The sequence below is a fragment of the Aerolutibacter ruishenii genome (genome assembly GCF_007830115.1).
GTDB lineage: Bacteria > Pseudomonadota > Gammaproteobacteria > Xanthomonadales > Xanthomonadaceae > Aerolutibacter > Aerolutibacter ruishenii.
Window position 1 is genome coordinate 251499 of record NZ_VLKP01000001.1, and the last position, 17997, is coordinate 269495.

At 65.6% G+C, this 17997-nt stretch carries 17 protein-coding genes; 3 read left to right on the forward strand and 14 right to left on the reverse strand.

Annotated features, from left to right (window positions below; genetic code table 11):
* Window positions 1-72: 72 nt before the first annotated feature.
* On the forward strand, window positions 73-1704 hold the full coding sequence (locus tag IP93_RS01175) for an electron transfer flavoprotein-ubiquinone oxidoreductase (protein ID WP_144811153.1): 1632 nt from the start codon (window positions 73-75) through the stop codon (window positions 1702-1704).
* A 69-nt stretch (window positions 1705-1773) separates the two neighbouring features.
* Here IP93_RS01175 and IP93_RS01180 read toward each other — a convergent pair whose 3' ends face one another.
* The 6 genes from IP93_RS01180 to rfbB all read right to left on the reverse strand — a co-directional run bounded on the left by IP93_RS01180 (window position 1774) and on the right by rfbB (window position 6758).
* The gene (locus IP93_RS01180) at window positions 1774-2406 is read right to left on the reverse strand and encodes a CoA transferase subunit B (RefSeq protein ID WP_144811155.1); all 633 of its coding nucleotides are present in this window, start codon (window positions 2404-2406) and stop codon (window positions 1774-1776) included.
* On the reverse strand, window positions 2406-3143 hold the full coding sequence (locus IP93_RS01185; protein ID WP_144811157.1) for a CoA transferase subunit A: 738 nt from the start codon (window positions 3141-3143) through the stop codon (window positions 2406-2408). Before IP93_RS01185 ends, IP93_RS01180 begins: the two co-directional genes overlap by 1 nt.
* 180 nt (window positions 3144-3323) lie before the next feature.
* Complete coding sequence (gene rfbD / locus IP93_RS01190) at window positions 3324-4223, reverse strand: dTDP-4-dehydrorhamnose reductase (RefSeq protein ID WP_144811158.1); 900 nt, start codon at window positions 4221-4223, stop codon at window positions 3324-3326.
* A gap of 1 nt (window position 4224) precedes the next feature.
* Window positions 4225-4785 (reverse strand): dTDP-4-dehydrorhamnose 3,5-epimerase, encoded by a 561-nt coding sequence (rfbC, locus tag IP93_RS01195; RefSeq protein ID WP_144811160.1) that lies wholly within the window; start codon window positions 4783-4785, stop codon window positions 4225-4227.
* A gap of 6 nt (window positions 4786-4791) precedes the next feature.
* Entirely contained in the window at window positions 4792-5706 is a 915-nt protein-coding gene (rfbA, locus tag IP93_RS01200) for a glucose-1-phosphate thymidylyltransferase RfbA (protein WP_144811162.1), read from the reverse strand.
* Window positions 5703-6758 (reverse strand): dTDP-glucose 4,6-dehydratase, encoded by a 1056-nt coding sequence (gene rfbB / locus IP93_RS01205; protein WP_144811163.1) that lies wholly within the window; start codon window positions 6756-6758, stop codon window positions 5703-5705. The genes rfbA and rfbB overlap by 4 nt, the downstream gene beginning before the upstream one ends.
* A gap of 176 nt (window positions 6759-6934) precedes the next feature.
* Here rfbB and IP93_RS01210 point away from each other — a divergent pair, with 176 nt between their 5' ends.
* Together IP93_RS01210 and IP93_RS01215 are read left to right on the forward strand one after the other, a co-directional pair.
* Window positions 6935-7681 carry an electron transfer flavoprotein subunit beta/FixA family protein gene (locus IP93_RS01210; RefSeq protein WP_144811165.1) on the forward strand — a complete coding sequence of 249 codons (747 nt, stop codon included), beginning with the start codon at window positions 6935-6937 and terminating at the stop codon, window positions 7679-7681.
* 18 nt (window positions 7682-7699) lie between these two features.
* Window positions 7700-8641, forward strand: coding sequence for an electron transfer flavoprotein subunit alpha/FixB family protein (locus IP93_RS01215; RefSeq protein WP_144811167.1), 942 nt, complete (start codon window positions 7700-7702; stop codon window positions 8639-8641).
* A 169-nt stretch (window positions 8642-8810) separates the two neighbouring features.
* Here the strand turns inward: IP93_RS01215 and IP93_RS01220 are convergent, their stop codons facing one another.
* The 8 genes from IP93_RS01220 to IP93_RS01255 form a co-directional block, all read right to left on the reverse strand.
* Window positions 8811-11039: an FG-GAP-like repeat-containing protein gene (locus IP93_RS01220; RefSeq protein WP_144811168.1), complete on the reverse strand. Its 2229-nt coding sequence runs from the start codon at window positions 11037-11039 to the stop codon at window positions 8811-8813.
* 405 nt (window positions 11040-11444) lie between these two features.
* The gene (locus IP93_RS01225; RefSeq protein WP_158636239.1) at window positions 11445-12131 is read right to left on the reverse strand and encodes a class I SAM-dependent methyltransferase; all 687 of its coding nucleotides are present in this window, start codon (window positions 12129-12131) and stop codon (window positions 11445-11447) included.
* 346 nt (window positions 12132-12477) lie between these two features.
* Window positions 12478-12867, reverse strand: a complete 390-nt coding sequence (locus IP93_RS01230; protein WP_144811180.1) for a GtrA family protein — start codon at window positions 12865-12867, stop codon at window positions 12478-12480.
* Window positions 12864-13853 carry a glycosyltransferase family 2 protein gene (locus IP93_RS01235; protein ID WP_242006678.1) on the reverse strand — a complete coding sequence of 330 codons (990 nt, stop codon included), beginning with the start codon at window positions 13851-13853 and terminating at the stop codon, window positions 12864-12866. Before IP93_RS01235 ends, IP93_RS01230 begins: the two co-directional genes overlap by 4 nt.
* A gap of 5 nt (window positions 13854-13858) precedes the next feature.
* A complete protein-coding gene (locus IP93_RS01240) occupies window positions 13859-15970 on the reverse strand; it encodes a hypothetical protein (RefSeq protein ID WP_158636240.1) in 2112 nt (703 codons plus the stop codon).
* A 44-nt stretch (window positions 15971-16014) separates the two neighbouring features.
* Window positions 16015-16455, reverse strand: a complete 441-nt coding sequence (locus IP93_RS01245) for a hypothetical protein (protein WP_144811184.1) — start codon at window positions 16453-16455, stop codon at window positions 16015-16017.
* Between the two features lie 35 nt (window positions 16456-16490).
* Window positions 16491-17417: a class I SAM-dependent methyltransferase gene (locus IP93_RS01250; protein WP_144811185.1), complete on the reverse strand. Its 927-nt coding sequence runs from the start codon at window positions 17415-17417 to the stop codon at window positions 16491-16493.
* The gene (locus IP93_RS01255) at window positions 17414-17995 is read right to left on the reverse strand and encodes a D-glycero-alpha-D-manno-heptose-1,7-bisphosphate 7-phosphatase (protein WP_144811187.1); all 582 of its coding nucleotides are present in this window, start codon (window positions 17993-17995) and stop codon (window positions 17414-17416) included. Before IP93_RS01255 ends, IP93_RS01250 begins: the two co-directional genes overlap by 4 nt.
* Window positions 17996-17997: the final 2 nt, after the last annotated feature.

Sequence of the window (17997 nt, forward strand, 5' to 3'; positions counted from 1 at the left end):
CGGCCCGTTTGACTTGGTGCTCCAGCCGAAACCCGCGACAATGGATGGATTGACGCAAGCGGGGACGCCAGCATGACCGACCAGGCCGAGATTGAACGCGACGTGATGGAGTACGACGTCGTGACCGTGGGCGCGGGCCCCGCCGGCCTGTCGTTCGCCATCCGGCTGAAGCAGCTGAACCCCGACATCTCGGTCTGCGTGATCGAGAAGGCCAGCACCATCGGCGCGCAGATCCTGTCCGGTGCCGTGATCGAGACTGGGCCGCTGGACGCCCTGCTCCCCAACTGGCGCGACAATCCGCCGCCGATCTGCGTGCCCGCTACCAAAGACGAGTTCTGGCTGCTGAGCAGGGACGGCGGCCGCAAGCTGCCGATGCCGCCGGGCATGAACAACCACGGCAACGTCATCGTCAGCCTCGGCGCGATGTGCGCATGGCTGGCGCCGCAGGCCGAGGCGCTGGGTGTGGAGATCTACCCCGGCTTTGCTGCCGCTGAGACGCTGCACGACGGAGACGGCAAGGTCATCGGCGTGCGCATCGGCGACATGGGCGTGGCGAAGGACGGGTCGCACAAACCCGGCTACACCGCCGGCATAGATATCCGGGCCAAAGTCACCGTGCTGGCCGAAGGCGCGCGCGGCCACCTGACCAAGCGCCTGGTCAAGCGCTTCGAACTGGACAAGGACAGCGACCCGCAGGGCTACTCGATCGGCATCAAGGAGCTGTGGCAGGTCCCCGAGGACCGCGTGCAGCCGGGCAAGATCGTGCACAGCTTCGGCTGGCCCGCGGACACCTACACCTACGGCGGCAGCTTCCTGTACCACCTGGACAAGGGCCGCATCGCGCTGGGCTACGTCAGCGGCCTGGATTACAAGGACCCGGAGTACAAGCCGTGGGAGGCCTTCCAGCAGTGGAAGAACCACCCGATGGTGAAGCCGCTGCTGGAAGGCGGCAGTATTGTGTCGGCGGGCGCGCGCGCCATCGTCACCGGCGGCTGGCAGTCGCTGCCCAAGTGCGAGATGCCTGGCGCGCTGTTGATCGGCGACACCGCCGGCCTGCTCAACGTGCCCAAGGTGAAGGGCACCCACCAGGCCATCCGCAGCGGCATGCTGGCCGCGGAGCACCTGGTCGCGTCGCAATTGGCGCCGGAGGGCTTCGACGCCAAGCTGCGCGCCTCCGATGCGATGGCGGAGCTGAAGAAGGTCCGCAACGTCAAGCCGGGCTTCAAGCGTGGCCTGTGGTTCGGCATGTTGAATGCGGCGTGGGAAACGGTCACCGGTGGTCTGTCGCCGTGGACGTTGAAGAACAAGGCGGACTGGTCGTCGCTGGACAAGGTGGGGGCGCAGGAACAGCCGAAGCGGGACTACCTGGAACGCACCCTTGCCCCGCGTGACCGTCTGGCGAGCGTTTATTTCGCCGCCACCGAACACGACGAAGACCAGCCCGTGCACCTGCGCGTGCACGACACCACGGTGTGCGTGACCCGCTGCGCCGAGGAATACGACAATCCCTGCACGCGCTTCTGCCCGGCCGGCGTGTACGAGATCGTGGCCGATCCCGATGGCCCCGCCGGCACCGGCAAGCGCCTGCAGATCAACGCCGCCAACTGCGTGCACTGCAAGACCTGCGACATCAAGGATCCGTACCAGATCATTGATTGGGTCACGCCGGAAGGCGGGTCGGGGCCGAACTACCAGAACCTCTGAGGAAGGCGCACCCGCCTGACGGACAACCGCCGCAGGCAGGTGCACCAAAGGCGCGGCAGGCGCGAGGACTCAGCCGCGCCGGAACGCCACGCCAGTGCTGGCGCGCAGGTCGTCCTCGCTGACGCCCGGTGCCAGTTCGCGCAACACCAGGCCGTCCGCCGTCACGTCCATCACCGCCAGGTCGGTGATGATGCGGTTGACCACGCCCACGCCGGTCAGCGGCAGCGTGCATTCGGGCAGGATCTTGTGCTCGCCGTTCTTGGCGGTGTGCTCCATCAGCACCACCACGCGCTTCACGCCGGCCACCAGGTCCATCGCGCCGCCCATGCCCTTGACCATCTTGCCGGGCACCATCCAGTTGGCCAGGTCGCCCTTGTCGGTCACCTGCATCGCGCCGAGGATGGCCAGGTCGATGTGGCCGCCGCGGATCATCGCGAAGGAATCATGGCTGCCGAAGAAGCTGGCGCCCGGCATCGTGGTCACGGTCTGCTTGCCGGCATTGATCAGGTCGGCATCGACTTCGTCATCGGCCGGAAACGGGCCGATGCCCAGCAGGCCGTTCTCCGACTGCAGCCACACGTCCATCCCTTCGGGGATGTAGTTGGCCACGAGGGTCGGCAGGCCGATACCCAGGTTCACGTAGGCGCCGTCGGCCAGTTCCTGCGCGGCGCGCTGCGCCATCTCATCACGGGTCCAGGCCATTACTTCGCTCCTCGCACGGTGCGCTGTTCGATGCGTTTCTCGGGCGTGGCGTTGACCACGATGCGATCGACGTAGATGCCCGGCAGGTGCACGTGGTCCGGATCGATGTCGCCGATCTCCACCAGTTCCTCCACTTCGACCACGCACACGTTGCCGGCCATCGCGCAGGCCGGGTTGAAGTTGCGCGCGGTCTTGCGGAATACCAGGTTGCCGGCCTTGTCGGCCTTCCACGCCTTGACCAGCGACACGTCGGCCTTCAGCGCGGTTTCCAGCACATAATGCTTGCCGTCGATCTCGCGCGTCTCCTTGCCTTCGGCCACGATGGTGCCGTAGCCGGTGGCGGTGAAGAACGCGGGGATACCGGCGCCGCCCGCGCGCAGGCGCTCGGCCAGCGTGCCCTGCGGGTTGAACTCCAGTTCAAGCTCGCCCGAAAGGTACTGGCGCTCGAACTCCTTGTTCTCGCCCACGTAGGACGAAATCATCTTGCGGATCTGCCGCGTACCCAGCAGCTGGCCGAGGCCAAAGCCGTCGACGCCAGCATTGTTGGAGATCGCGGTCAGGCCCTTCACGCCGGAGTCGCGCAGCGCGGCGATCAGCGCCTCGGGAATGCCACACAGGCCGAAACCGCCAACCGCAAACGTCTGGTTGTCGGCCACCAGCCCGTCGAGGGCGGCAGCGGCACTGGGAAATACCTTGCTCTTCTTGGCCGTGGGGGACACGGCAGTGGCTTCGGCCATGGGGGCACAACTCCATGCGGGAGAGCGCCAAGTCTACCGGTGCGCCATCGCGCCCGACACTGTACGAGAGGGCATGGATGGCCCTCGACGGATCAGGGAGCGCCCACCGGAATCCGCCCGGCCCACCTTTGCATCAGGCATTCGAATGCGTTTCGGGCGTAGACCGCCCGAACACCAGCCTCACGCCGCGTCGCGTACCCGCAATGTTCGGTTCAAGGCCTCGCGCCAGTCCGGCAGCACGACCTTCCATTGCTGACGCAGCGACCGGGTGTCGAGCACCGACCATGCAGGGCGCGCTGCCGGCGTCGGGTAGTCGGCCGTGCTGATCGGTACCACGCGCGGCCGCCTGGAAAGCAGACCCAAGGCCAGCGCTTCGTCAAAGATCGCCTCGGCAAAGCCATGCCAGCTGGTCTGTCCATCCGCCACCAGATGGTGCGTCCCGCCTTCCTGCACCCCCTGCTGCAGGATAGAGGTGGTCACATCCGCGATCAGCCACGCGGGCGTCGGCCCGCCCACCTGGTCGGCCACCACGCGCAGTTCCTCGCGCTCGGCACCCAGCCGCAGCATCGTGCGCAGGAAGTTGTGGCCATGCAGGCCATACACCCAAGCGGTGCGCAGGATGAGATGGCGCACGCCGCTGTCGCGTATTGCCTGTTCGCCGGCCAGCTTGCTGGCGCCGTACACCCCCAGCGGCGCGGTCGGGTCCTGCGGCAGGTACGGGCGCGACGCGCTGCCGTCGAAGACATAGTCGGTGGAGTAATGCACCAGCGGCACGTCGCGTTCGGCGCACGCCTGCGCGATCTCGCCCACGGCGCCCGCGTTGGCGCGGAATGCGGCATCGCGCTCGTTCTCCGCCTTGTCCACCGCGGTCCATGCCGCGGCATTCACCACGATTCCGGGTGCCAGCCGGCGCACGGCGCGCGCCGCTTCACCGGGGACAGACAAGTCCAGCACGTCGCAGCGCGAGCCATCGGGCAAGGCACCGCTGCGGGTGGTCACCACCACCTGTCCCAGCGGCGCAAGCCTGTGACGCAGCGCGTGCCCCACCTGGCCGTTGCCGCCGATCAGCAGGATCCGCATGTCACGCGTCCTGATAGACCGGCAGCCGATCGAGTGGAATGTCGGCCAGCAACGGCGCGGCCGCATCCTTGGTCGACAGTTGCGGTTCGGCCACCGGCCAGTCGATCCCCAGCGCCGGGTCGTCCCAGCGCAGGTTGGCATCGGCTGCCGCGTCGTAGGTCGCCGTGCACAGGTAGGTGAACAGCGCGTGCTCGCTCAATGCCACGAAACCGTGCGCGAACCCTTCGGGGATCCAGAAATGGCGCTTGTTCTCCGCGCTCAACAGTACGGCGGTCCACTTGCCAAACGTGGGCGAGCCGCGGCGGATGTCCACCGCCACGTCCCACACCTCGCCTTCCAGCACCGACACATACTTGCCCTGCGGATTGGGCCACTGGTAGTGCAGTCCGCGCAGCACGCCGCGTGCCGATCGCGAGACGTTGCCCTGCACGAAGCGCGGGGCCAGGCCCAGCGGCGCCAGCTTGTCGTGGTTGAACGACTCGAAGAAAAACCCGCGGTCGTCGCCGAACACGCGCGGCTCGAACACCAGGCAGCCCGGCAGGTCGGTTTCAATGACTTTCATGGGGCCTCAGGGCACGTAGCCGCGGTCGATCAGGCTGAGCAGGTACTGGCCGTAACCGTTCTTGCTCAGCGGCTTGGCCAGGCGGACCAGGTCGTCATTGCCGATCCAGCGGTTGTTCCATGCAATCTCTTCCGGGCAGCACACGCGCAGGCCCTGGCGCGCCTCGATGGTCTCGATGTAGTTCGATGCCTCCAGCATCGACTGGTGCGTACCCGTGTCCAGCCAGGCGTAGCCACGGCCCAGTCGCTCAAGATGCAGCCCGCCTTCGTCCAGGTAACGCTTGTTGAGGTCGGTGATCTCCAGTTCGCCGCGCGGCGAAGGCGCGAGACCCGCCGCGAAATCGCTGGCTCGCCCGTCGTAGAAGTACAGTCCGGTCACGGCGTAGCTGGACCGCGGCGCCGCCGGCTTTTCCTCCAGCCCCACCACGCGCCCGTCCGCGTCGAACTCGGCCACGCCGTAGCGCTCCGGGTCCCTGACCCAGTAGCCGAACACGGTGGCCCCTTCCAGGCGTTCATCCGCGCGCCGCAGCATCGCGCTCAGGCCGGGGCCATGGAAGATGTTGTCGCCCAGCACCAGGCAGCTCGGGCTGCCGGCCAGGAACTCGCGCCCGATCAGGAACGCCTGCGCCAGGCCGTCGGGACTCGGCTGCACGGCGTACTCGATCTTCATCCCCCACTGCGAGCCATCGCCCAGCAACGCCTTGAACAGCGCCTGTTCGTGCGGGGTATTGATCACCAGCACTTCGCGGATGCCCGCCAGCATCAACACGCTGAGCGGGTAGTAGATCATCGGCTTGTCGTACACCGGCAGCAGTTGCTTGCTGATGGCCTGGGTGATCGGGTACAGCCGCGTGCCCGAGCCGCCGGCCAGGACGATGCCCTTGCGGCCGCTGGTGGACGCCACCGGCACATGGCCGGTCATGCCACGCCCCCGATGCGCTCCAGGCGGTAGCTGCCGTCCAGCACGCGCTGCACCCACGGCTGGTTGTCCAGGTACCAGTCCACGGTGCGGGCGATGCCCTCCTCGAAGGTCACCGACGGCGCCCAGCCCAGTTCGGACTGCAGTTTGGAGGCGTCGATGGCATAGCGGCGGTCATGACCCGGGCGGTCCTTGACGTAGGTGATCAGCGACTCGCGCGCGCGGCCGTCGGCCAGCGGTCGGCGTGCATCCAGCAGCGCGCAGATCGCCTTGACCACGGTGATGTTGGTGCGCTCGGCATCGCCACCCACGTTGTAGGTCTCACCCACGCAACCCGCCTCCAGCACGCGACGGATCGCGGCGCAGTGGTCGCCCACGTACAGCCAGTCGCGCACGTTCAGGCCATCGCCGTACACCGGCAGCGGCTCTCCGGCCAGCGCCTTGGCGATTACCAGCGGAATGAGCTTTTCAGGGAATTGGTACGGGCCGTAGTTGTTGCTGCAGTTGGTGGTCAGCACCGGCAGACCGTACGTGTGGTGGAACGCGCGCACCAGGTGGTCCGAGGCCGCCTTCGACGCCGAGTACGGCGAGTTGGGCGCGTACGCCGTGGTCTCGGTGAACCGGCCGGTCTCGCCCAGCGTGCCGTACACCTCGTCGGTGGACACGTGCAGGAAGCGGAACGCGTCGCGCGTCGCAGCGTCCAGCGCCTTCCAGTAATCGCGTGTCTTTTCCAGCAGGGCCAGGGTGCCCACCACGTTGGTCTGGACGAAGGCAGCAGGGCCATCGATGGAGCGGTCGACGTGGCTCTCGGCAGCGAAGTTGACCACCGCGTCGGGCCGGTGCTCGCGCAGCAGGCGCTCGACCAGTCCGGCATCGCCGATGTCGCCCTGCACGAACACGTGGTTCGGGTCCCCGGCCAGCGCGGCCAGCGTGTCGAGATTGCCGGCGTAGGTCAGCGCATCCAGGTTGACCACTTTCACGCCCGCCCGGATGGCATCCAGGACGAAGTTGCCGCCGATGAAACCGGCGCCGCCAGTCACTAGCCACGTTGCCATGCTGCTCCAGGAATCGATGGGTACGACCGCTCATTGTAGCGGGGGCACGTGGCCGGATCCGGCGACACTTTCCCCAACCATGCGGTATGGTATGGCAAGTCACGGGAACCGCCGCAACCGGTTAAAATGCGCGGTTCATGGCTCCCGGGCCCTCTCCCACCAGGAATTCCCGCACGATGAAGATCCTCGTTGGCTACAAGCGCGTGGTGGACTACAACGTCCGCATCCAGGTCAAGCCGGACGGCACCGGCGTGGTCACCGACGGCGTGAAGCTGTCGGCCAACCCGTTCGACGAGATCGCCCTGGAAGAGGCCCTGCGCCTGCGCGACAAGGGCATCGCCACCGAGGTCGTGGTCGCCACGATCGCCCCGGCCGACGCCCAGGCGCACCTGCGCAATGGCCTGGCGATGGGCGCCAACCGCGCCATCCACGTGGTCGCCGACGGCCCGCTGCAGTCGCTGACCGCCGCCCGCGCCCTGCTCAAGCTGGTGGAGAAGGAGCAGCCGGACCTGGTGATCCTGGGCAAGCAGGCCATCGACGACGACGCAAACCAGACCGGGCAGATGCTGGCCACCCTGTGGGGTCGCCCGCAGGCCACCTTCGCCAGCAAGCTGGAGGTGGCCGACGGCAAGGCCACCGTGACCCGCGAGGTCGATGCCGGCCTGGAAACGCTGGACGTGGACCTGCCGGCGGTGGTCACCACCGACCTGCGCCTGAACGAGCCGCGCTTCATCAAGCTGCCTGACATCATGAAGGCCAAGAGCAAGCCGCTGGAGACCATCGCCTTCGCCGACCTGGGCGTGCAGGAAGGCGCCGGTCTGAAGACCACCCACTACGCCGCGCCGGCCAAGCGCAGCAAGGGCGTGATGGTGAAGGATGCGGCCGAACTGGTCGCGGCGCTGAAGGCCAAGGGCCTGCTCTGACTTCGAGGAATTAACGACATGTCCAACGTCCTGATCGTCGCCGAGCACCTCGACGGCAAGCTCAACCCCGCCACCGCCAAGTGCGTGTCCGCCGCCAAGGCGCTGAACCCGGCGGCCATCGACATCGTGGTGCTGGCCGCCGACCCGGCCGCCATCGCCGCCGAGGCTGCCGCGATCGACAGCGTGCGCAAGGTGCTGGCCGTGGCCAACGCCGCCAATGCCAACGCCATCGCCCAGGTGCAGGCCCCGCAGGTGGCCGCGCTGGCGGCCGGCTACAGCCACGTGTTCGGCCCCTCCACCACCTTCGGCAAGGATCTGATGCCGTGCGTGGCCGCCCTGCTGGGCGTGTCGCAGGTGTCGGACGTGATGGCGGTGGAAGGCAGCCACACGTTCAAGCGCCCGATCTACGCGGGCAACGCCATCGTCACCGTCGAGGCGCCGGCCAACGCACCGGTGGTGGCCACCGTGCGTACCGCGTCCTGGCCGGAAGCCGGCAAGGGCGGCAGCGCCGCGGTCGAGGCAACGTCGGTCGAGGCGTCGCTGCCCGCCCACACCCGCTACGTCGGGCTCGCCGCCGGCAAGTCGGACCGTCCGGACCTGCAGAGCGCCAAGCGCGTGGTCTCCGGTGGCCGCGGCGTGGGCTCGGCCGAGAATTTCAGGATCATCTACGACCTGGCCGACAAGCTGGGCGCGGCGGTCGGCGCCTCGCGCGCGGCGGTGGATGCCGGGTACGTGCCCAACGAGCTGCAGGTGGGCCAGACCGGCAAGATCATCGCCCCGGAGCTCTACGTGGCCGTCGGCATCTCGGGCGCGATCCAGCACCTCACCGGCATCAAGGACGCCGGCACCATCGTCGCCATCAACAAGGACGGCGATGCACCGATCTTCGAGATCGCGGACATCGGGCTGGTCGGCGACCTGTTCCAGTTGCTGCCGGAGTTGCAGGCGCAACTGGGCTGAGACCACTGCCGGGCGGAGCGTCCGACCGGCAGCGTGCGATGATGGGGCCGGGTGGCCCAGGGACCGCCGCGCCGCTCGGGCGATACCGGGCCCACGGGCGCCGGAACGCCGAATGGAAAATGCGAAGGGGCGGATCAATGATCCGCCCCTTCCTTGTTTCCCGACCCGGTCAGTCGTACTGCGGCAGGCTGGGGTCGAACGGCCGCCAGCCGTCGCCGTAGTACTCCGGCGCCGTGAACTTCGCCTGGCCGGCGATGTTCAGCCATACCTTGCTCTGGTTGCCGGTGGCGAACATCAGGTCGCCGCGACCGTCGCCATTGTAGTCACCCGCCGCCACGAGCGAATAGGGTTCGCCAAAATCACTGGTGCCCGCATTACCAACGTAGATGCCCGAGACGACGCTCGCACCGTCCATCTGCCAATAGGCCATCTGCGAACCCGAACGCCACATCAGGTCGGACTTGCCGTCGCCATTGAAATCGGCCGATGCGTAGGGCTGCCAACCGGAGCTGTAGTAGGGGGTGAGGCCGGACTCCGCGAACCGGCTGTTACCCTGGTTGATCCAGAACTTGACATGGAAGCCATTGGCCAACGCCGTATCGGCCAGGCCGTCGCCGTTGAAATCGCCTGCCGCCACCAGCCGGTATCCCATGCCGGCATTGCCCGTGTATCCCTGGTCGCGCTTGTCGGCGCCATCCATGAACCAGTGGGCCACCTCGCTGCCATTGCGCCACAGCAAGTCGGCCTTGCCGTCGCCGTCGATGTCCATTGCCGCGAACGGCTGCCAGTCGGGGCCGTAGTAGTACGACTTGGTGTGGACGAACGTCTGCTGCCCGTTGTTCATCGAGATCAGCAACTGGTTGCCCGTGGTCCAGGCCAGGTCCACGAAGCCGTCGCCGTTGAAGTCGCCTGCGGCGATCACGCGGTACCCCGGGCCGGGTTTGCCGACCCAGCCGGAGCCGATCGTGGCCAGGGTGTTCTTCAGCCAGAACGCCGCGTCGCCCTGTTTGTGCCAGAACAGGTCGGACATGCCATCGCCATTGACGTCCATGGTCGATTTGCGCGACGTCACGGGCACCTGGTCGGCACGGAATGCGGCGATGGTCGGGATGGTCTGGTTCAGGCTGCGCGCATTGTCGGCCTGGTTGGCCACGCCGCAGGGGCGGCCGCCACACATCGTGATCGCGGGATTGGAGAACACCCGGTACCGCGTCTGGCTGCTATCGCCATACGCCATCACGGTGTAGAAGTTGCCCTGCGTGGCGTCGGTCTTGTACCCGAACGACCATTCGAAGGCGCCGTAACTGAGATCACCATTATCAGTGGCCGTGGCGCGGTCATGCTGGGAGCCCATGTTATGGCCCAGCTCATGGGCCAGGGTTTCGTCGCGGCAGAAGTAGTTCTTGCCGTCCTCGCCCAGGTCCGTGCCATCGGACACCACCGAGTAGCCGAAGTACTCGTGTCCGGCAACGATCGCGACCTTGCCACCGCCAATGAGCCAGGCGATGCCGCAGCCATCGTTCTCTGGCGTGTGGAACTTGCGCACCAGCGAGACCAGGTCCGCACCGTAGCGATCGCGCGCTGCGCGCAACTCATTGAAAGCGGGCGCCGGCGTGGTCCGCGTGGACGGCGCCTTGAAGCCCGTCATCTCCTGCAGCGCAATCTCATTGTCGGTGGCGTCCGGATATTCCACGCGCATGGCGTGGACCAGGCGCACGTTGGCGCCCACCTGGCTGTTGACGTAGGACTGGTTCACCACGTCCACCAGATAATGCAACCGGGTCAATGCCTGGGAGTCACCGCCCAGACCGGTCGCGAACCCGCCGGTATAACCGAGCAGCACATCAACCGTGGTGCCCGAGGCCGCGGTGGCGGCCGCGGTCGTGACCTGCCGCACCAGCGGCTCCACCTGGTCACCGGCCATGCCCTGGCCCGCCAGTGTCGGCGGCAGCAGATAGTCGGGGCCGGTCGGATGGGTGGCCGAATTGCGGACCTGCGCCAGTTGCACGGGGTCGGTGGTGATCAGCCAGGTCTGACCTGCCTGGGTCCACACACGCATCGACGGCTGCCCCGGCGCATCGATCGAGCCGAACACCGCCTTCTCGCCGAACGTGAGGATGACCTCCCGGTCGCCATCACGCCCCACGAACGTCCAGTTGCCATCGGGATGCTCGACATGGCGCTGGTAGCTGAATTGCAGCGGGGTGCCATCGGGGGCCGTCAGCCGCAACGTGCCCTCGGCAACGGCTCGCAGTGCATGGCTTTCGCTCAGCGAGACGGGGTGCCAGGCATAGGCGTCGTGCACCTGCGCCGGCGACGCAGCCCGCAACAGCAACTCACCCCGGTCGGGCAGCGACGCGATCGAGCCCGAGCCCTGGCGCCGCCCAGTCCGGGACATTACCGGGTCGCCACCCGCCAACCCGGCAGTTGCCTGCCCGGTCACCTGCCCGTCCGAATCTCCCGCCGCCAACGCCTGGACGCCGTAATGCCCGGCGGTGCCTGCAACCGCCAATAACCCGATCGCCAGACATACTGAACGCAACTTCCCCACGTAAGAAACCCTCAACTGCCAATACCCGTATCAACGCCCGGCCGTCGCCGCGCCCCTACCTTACTCCAACCGGACAGGGCGGGATTGAATCGCGGTCCATCATCATCCAACCATTCAGGCGGCTGAACGCCACCCACGTCGTTCCCGGGTGTGATCACCGCTGGCGAAAAGCAGATCGGTGCGGTCGTTGCACTCGCCGACACCGGTGACGGTTACCCGATATGGCTCACCGCAAGCAAGGACGGCAAGACGCTACCCCGCAGGTGCGTTTGAACGCTGCCCAAGCTTTGTCGCGACAAGGTACTGCGACCAGCCGGTCGCAAGCCAGAAGGCCGCCTGACGACCAAACGGATCTTCGGCATCGCGAAAGGCGGCCATGAACTGATCTTCCAGCCAAGGCATGCGGATCACGCCGCCGCTCTCGATTTCGAATCCCGCAGCCTCAAGCCCCTCCACGACGGTGGCCCTGGACGGCAGGTCGCGATGAGTCGCATCATCGTGAAAATGCGTGATCATGAGATCGACGCCCTGCGCCTTCGCCTCAGGTTGCCGCACCTGGTTCAGCGCATTCTCTGATGGCCACTCGATATAGACGCGCCCCTTGGGCGCCATACGCTCACCCAGCCATGCAGCCAGCGTGTCAGGCTCGGCGATGTGTTCGATGAAGTGGGAGCACAGCACAGCATCGAACTGCAGTCCGTTGAAGGCCGGCGGAGCCAGGTTCCAGTCGCCGAGCTCCCAACTGGCGAACGCATCGAAGTGCTCGCCCTTCTCAAGCCCATAAGCGTGGCACTCCAGATCCGAACGGTCAGGCTCCGGCCAGCGCAGCAACACAGAAAGCGAGCCGTCGCCTGCGCCCAAATCCAGAACCCGTGCGCCTCTAGCCAGCATTTTCAGGAACGCGGTTCGCGGATGCAGCATGGCATAGAGCTGCTGCAAGGCACCATCGTCAAGTAGCGCCTGACGGGGTCGACGGTACCACTCTGTTATCTGGTCCAGATCCATTCCGTATGGCCAAGAACACTTGGCAACGCCTGAGAGGCAGGCAGAGTGGCGGAATTCACTGGCGTGCGCAATCGTTCCCCGACAACCCGAGATCTGAACTGCGGATCTTTCGGCACTTTGAGGCTGCGCATCCAATGCGACCTCTGTTCCACCGCGCTCCAGATCGCGCGGGTGGCGGATAAACTCATCCGCTGGCCATCCGGCGCGAGTTCCAATGCGTCGCTCACGCTTGTTGCCAGTTGAGGTCAGCGTCGGCACGCAACTTGTTTCGCGCGGCACACTAACGGTAGATCCAGACGCGTGACAGCAGGAACGCAACCGCTGCCAACCCCACGTCGACCACCGGTTTGGCCGCCCACGCCCAACCCAGCCCGACTAAGCGGTCGATGGCGTACATGGCCGCCGAACTGACCAATGTAAGCAACCCCCAAGTCGCCGCGTAACGACGGAATCGGGGCCATCCAAGGCGGCCCCCCGTTTCGGTGCGGAAGGTGAAGACGCCATTCAGGTAGAACCCAAGGCAAGCGCCGAACAACCGCCCAGCGATATTGGCCGGAACCGCGGGTACGCCCAACGCACTGATACCGACGAACATCCCCCAGTCGACCAGCAACTGCGCCGCGCCGACCAGTCCATAACCCACGCTTTGACGGAGCAGCAAGGTGCTCATCGCTGGTCGTGCGTCTTCAGGAGCGGACCGGCAATGCGGCCAGCAATCGGCATCCGTGGCACCGACGCGATGTCGTAGGAGAGAAACGCGAGCAGCAACTGCAGGCCTATCAAAATGGGCATGGCAGCCAGCATCACCGTCCCGCTCGACGCGAACTGCGCGGTGCTATTTGACAACCACCACTGGTACGCACCAAAGCCCGTCCCGAACGCCAACATGGCGACGCCGAAGAGCAACTCAAGCGAGGCCACGGAAAGGTCACGCAAGAAATAGTTGTAGAAGATCCGTTTGGCAAGATTACGCAGGTGTTTGGACAGGAACTCCCCCAATACCTGGCCTATCCTCAAGTTGCTGGCTTCGTCCTCGTACTTGGCATCCATTGGCACGTCCATCACAACCGCACGGTACGTCCCCAGCCGGAACAGCATGTCAGTTTCAAAAAAATAGCGCTTGCTGAGGCGCTCATGCGGCAGTGCTGCAGCCACCCGCGCCGAAATCGCGGTATAGCCGTTGGTGGGATCGAAAATGTCCCAGTACCCGGTCGAGAACTTCGCCATGAACGACAGCACAGCGTTGCCGAACAGCCGGATCCCGGGCATGCGCGCAATATGCCGGAGATCGTAGAAGCGATTGCCCTTGGTGTAATCGGCCTCACCCCGGAGAATCGGTGCAACAAATCGCGGAATCAGCGCCGGGTCCATCTGGCCGTCGCCATCCACTTTCACAATGACGTCCACGCCCTCGTCGATCGCATGGCGATACCCCGTGAGCACGGCCCCGCCTACTCCCTGATTGTGCTCATGAAACAGGACCCGCACTCGCGGGTCGCGACATTGCTCCACCACCAGATGTCCCGAGCCTTCCGGGCACGCATCGTCCACCACGACGATGTGCGATACCTGCGGCCCCATGCCCTCGATGACCTGCAGAATATGCCGCCCCACCTTGTAGCTGGGAATCACGACCGCAACGGTCGGTTCAGTCACGGAAATCAATGCTGGTCACCAGGGTGAATGAGTCGATGCGCTTCGTCGCGCCGTCGCTGGAAGCCTCGATCGCAACGCACCGGGCCGGAAATCGGCCCCCACAATTCCGCAGACCCTGCGGAATCGATGCGTGTCAGGCCGATGCGTTCCAGTGCCTTGCTCAATGCCGACCCTGGGGCGCGCCGCCCGACGACATGGGTTACCCCCATGGCTCGCACCAGTTGTTCCCAACGCCCACCTTCGGGGTCGGCATCAGCCCAGGCACGGGCCTCATTGAGCCTCGGGTCGTACCAGGCCATCGCACTGGCACGCCCATAAAACCCACCGACAAATGGTGCCTCAGGATCGGCCATCAGCACGCAAGCCTCCGGTGCGTCGCGGGTCAGTCGCGCCAGCAGCGCACGCTCCGGCACAACCATCCGCTCGATCACGGCCGATGCAGTCGCCCCATCGCGGGCCAATCGCGCCCAGTGGTTGTCGTGTGCAATCCAGCTGGTGGTAGGCATCAACACGATGTTCACCAGCACGATAACCAGCGTCAGCACGTACAGCACGGCTGGCTTCAAATACCGCGCCAATCCGACCAGCCCAACCGTGGACAGGACCGCGATAGCCGGAAACACATACCGCAGGTACTGGACCTGCCAGAAGAGCAAAACGCCGGCTGCGGCGAACCACAGCGCGACCCAGCGACCGGCGTGCCCACGCACAATTTCGGCCACCACGCCCGGCAAGGTCGCCAACAGTGCAATGCCGGCTGCCCCGGCATACGACTCGGCGAAACGCTTCGTGTCGAACGTGAGATCCCAAAGGGTGCGCCAGTCGATACCGGCATTCCAGCGTTCATCCTGAAAATTGACTGCCGGCATGTAGGGAGACTTGAACACCGCATTGAATAGCGGAAACACCGGATTTCCGGTTACCAGCGTCGCGTAGGCGTAACTTGATCCGCCGATGACCGCCGCCACCAGCACCAACGCGAGCAGTTTCCCTGCCGCGCGCTCCCGCAATAGCCTCCAAGTCATCAAGACCAAGACCGGAAGCACATAGATGGCGTTTGCGGTCTTCAGCCCCGCCAGCAGGCCCAGCATGGCACCGGTGACCAACACAGAACGCGGCTTGCCCTTGCCCGCAATCATGTCCGCAGCCAGATGCAGCAACACGGCCGCGGACGCACCGTCGACCTGCATCGTCGACGCAAAATGCGCACTCAGTGGATGGGAGGCAAACAACGCGGCAGCCGCCCAGCCCACCCGTGCCGAACCACCGATGGCGATCGCCAGTCGGTACGCGCCGGCCATGCCAAACAGTAGCCATAGCGCATCGACCGCCGCTCGGGCTTCCTGCGCCGCGAGCAGGGCGGTGACACCATGGAGGACATTGCTCGCCCACGGCGCCACGGCCCAGACCTGACTGGAAACGTCCAGTCGGTAGTACCCGCCGGACAGCAGTTGATCGGGCAGCAGCAGATGCGCGGCGTTGTCGTCGTAATTGAGCGTTGGCAGCCACAATCCAAGCGCGGCCACCGCGGCCGCGACCACTGCCATGGCGACACTGGCACCATGTTCGCGGGTCGCGTGCTGCCAAGCTCCTGCGGCCCGTCGAACCTGTGCCGTCAGGTCGCGTCGGCACAGCAGGATGACGGCGCATGACAGCAGCAGATACACGCGCGGTCCGTGCACCTGGAATGGCAGCAGCCAGCCCACGATCGCCGCGACTACCGCCATTCCCGCCAACCCGCTGGACCAGGGCGACACCACCCGCTCACGATCCAGCAGGCCCCCGATGGCCGCGCTGACCAGCAGCAGGACAATCCCCGCCGATACGGTCATGGGACCGGCGTAGTAGACGACTCCGGCCACCACCGCCGCCACCATGGCGGTGACCGCGGCCGTAACCGACCACGACCGCCGCGTGACTCCCCAGGCAATTGCCGCTACCACTGCCAATACGGCAAAAAGCTTGAACAACAACCCGAGGTAGTCGGCGCGCACCTCGCCCAACAGCTGATAGCGATAGACCCCGAACGCGACACCGCCTAACGGCAGCAGCAGTAGCCAGCCGATCCATCGCTCGCGCCAAGTCAGTGCAGGCAACGTCACACTCGCGGATTGCACGGGATTCTCCGGCGAACTACCCGATGGGCAACGACAGGGTCAGGTTACTGGCAGGGCAGACCCGAAACTTCATGGCTGGCCAGCTCCTTGCCCGTGGCAGCATCCAAGAGGTGGAAGCGAACACCCGCGACCACCCATTTACCCGTCTTCGCCTCGCCAGTTGCGCCGCCGGCAGCAAAGGTCTTGCGCTTCGGCGTTTTGATACTGTCGACTTCAATGCGGACGGCGCTGACCGCCGCGTCGTTGACCCGCCACTTGACCGTGGAAACCACTTTATCCTGGCCGTCGCACATATGGACGGCACCCGGCTCAACCACGAAGTCCACTGGGGAATTGACCGCCGAGGCCGTCCCCGCGGCGGTGGGAACCGGGCTCTCGGCAGCCGCAGGCAACGGGAGCGAGTCCACCGGCGGTGTATTGCGCGAGCATGCGACAAGGCCTGCAACGGAGACGGCGGCGAGCAGAGTCAAAGATTTGATGGTCATTTCGTCATCCTGGGACGTTGTTTGGAAGCGAATGCTCAGCAGCCGAGGTTAGCGGCCTGCAGCGCCCCCTGCAGCGAAAGCGCCCAACGGGTGCGCTCCTGGTATTCCGCGAAATACAGGTAGGAGCGTGCCGTTTCGAAGGCGGCATAGTAAAATAGTTCATTACGCCTCAGCAGGTCCTCGTTTTCGGCAACTGGCTGGTATATCCGCTCGTCAAAGGTAGGCGATTCGGACGGCTGGTATTCGGCACAAAAAGCGAACGACTTGCCCGGCAGCCCCCCCACCCGCAGCCCATGGCGGGCGAAGATCGCCGACACTGCTCGCAGCGAGTAGCTGATGATGTGCCCGCGTCGCAACGGATCCAGGTAGGCCGGATCCTCATTGCGTACATACTCGGGCATCCCGGTGTTGAACAGCCAGAAACTACCTGGCGCACTCACTCTGGCAATGCCCGAAACCAGGTCATCCAGCATTTTCGGCGTGAGATGCTCGACCACCTCGATGCAGACGCCCGCATCGAAGGTCCCCTCCAATTCATCGACGCTCCCCACATGGAAGTTGGTGCCGTGGACGGCATAGGGTGGCGGAAACTTCTCAACACCATGAAAGACCTCGCCATTGGTATCCAACAGCTCCTGCAGCTTGCACAGCAGGAAGCCAGGGCCAGCGCCGACATCAAGAAAGCGGTGCACCGGCCTGCGGCAATAGAGGATCGCCTCCCCCGCACGGCACAGCGAGGCGCCTGCGGCACGCTCCAACGCACCCGCCCGCTCCTGCTCCCAGTATTCGCTGGCGTACTCCCCCACCAGGGCGACACCGGCATCCATGTCCGCAATGACCTCGGGTGCAATGTGAATGCTGCCGCACCCCCCGCACAGGTAGTAGGGATAGCCGTCGACAACCGCGTAAGGGGCACTCGCCCCGGCTTCACAGACCGGACATGCCACGTTGCTTCTACTCATGCCGCCTCCCTGTCGAACATCGCCCTGATGGCTTCCAGCCCTACCCCGCCGGGAGCGACCAAAATGCTTCGCCCCACCCCAGCCGCACGCGCCGCTTCGATGTCACTGCTCTTGTCACCGACCAATACCGATCGTACAGGGTCGATACCCATACTTTCGATCGCAGCCAGGATCATGCCCGGCTTGGGTTTGCGGCACAGGCACTGGCGCAGGTAGTCACCACGTCCGGCCTCGGGATGGTGGGGGCAAAAGAACGTCGCCGCAATGCACGCACCGCGCGCGGCGAACTCCTCGTGTACCCAGTGCGTATACGCGACGAACGCAGCCTCGTCATACAAGCCGCGTGCGATCCCTGCCTGGTTCGTGACCACCACTGGGATATAGCCCGCCGCCATGGCGCTGCGGACCAGTTCGAAAATCCCGGGCACCCAATCCGTTCCCGCGGGAGTATGGACGTAACCGTGATCCAGATTGATCACACCATCCCGATCAAGGAACAGCGCTTTGTGCGGCGCTGGAAGCCGCTCCATCCAGGCTTGCACCGCAGGGTTCAACACATGGTGCGCAACGGCGGCCACGA

Bases quoted from the DNA above. Each gene is read 5' to 3' on its own strand.
- IP93_RS01175 (WP_144811153.1), top strand. From the start codon at position 73: ATGACCGACCAGGCCGAGATTGAACGCGACGTGATGGAGTACGACGTC.
- IP93_RS01180 (WP_144811155.1), bottom strand. From the start codon at position 2,406: ATGGCCTGGACCCGTGATGAGATGGCGCAGCGCGCCGCGCAGGAACTG.
- IP93_RS01185 (WP_144811157.1), bottom strand. From the start codon at position 3,143: ATGGCCGAAGCCACTGCCGTGTCCCCCACGGCCAAGAAGAGCAAGGTA.
- rfbD (WP_144811158.1), bottom strand. From the start codon at position 4,223: ATGCGGATCCTGCTGATCGGCGGCAACGGCCAGGTGGGGCACGCGCTG.
- rfbC (WP_144811160.1), bottom strand. From the start codon at position 4,785: ATGAAAGTCATTGAAACCGACCTGCCGGGCTGCCTGGTGTTCGAGCCG.
- rfbA (WP_144811162.1), bottom strand. From the start codon at position 5,706: ATGACCGGCCATGTGCCGGTGGCGTCCACCAGCGGCCGCAAGGGCATC.
- rfbB (WP_144811163.1), bottom strand. From the start codon at position 6,758: ATGGCAACGTGGCTAGTGACTGGCGGCGCCGGTTTCATCGGCGGCAAC.
- IP93_RS01210 (WP_144811165.1), top strand. From the start codon at position 6,935: ATGAAGATCCTCGTTGGCTACAAGCGCGTGGTGGACTACAACGTCCGC.
- IP93_RS01215 (WP_144811167.1), top strand. From the start codon at position 7,700: ATGTCCAACGTCCTGATCGTCGCCGAGCACCTCGACGGCAAGCTCAAC.
- IP93_RS01220 (WP_144811168.1), bottom strand. From the start codon at position 11,039: ATGTCCCGGACTGGGCGGCGCCAGGGCTCGGGCTCGATCGCGTCGCTG.
- IP93_RS01230 (WP_144811180.1), bottom strand. From the start codon at position 12,867: ATGAGCACCTTGCTGCTCCGTCAAAGCGTGGGTTATGGACTGGTCGGC.
- IP93_RS01245 (WP_144811184.1), bottom strand. From the start codon at position 16,455: ATGACCATCAAATCTTTGACTCTGCTCGCCGCCGTCTCCGTTGCAGGC.
- IP93_RS01250 (WP_144811185.1), bottom strand. From the start codon at position 17,417: ATGAGTAGAAGCAACGTGGCATGTCCGGTCTGTGAAGCCGGGGCGAGT.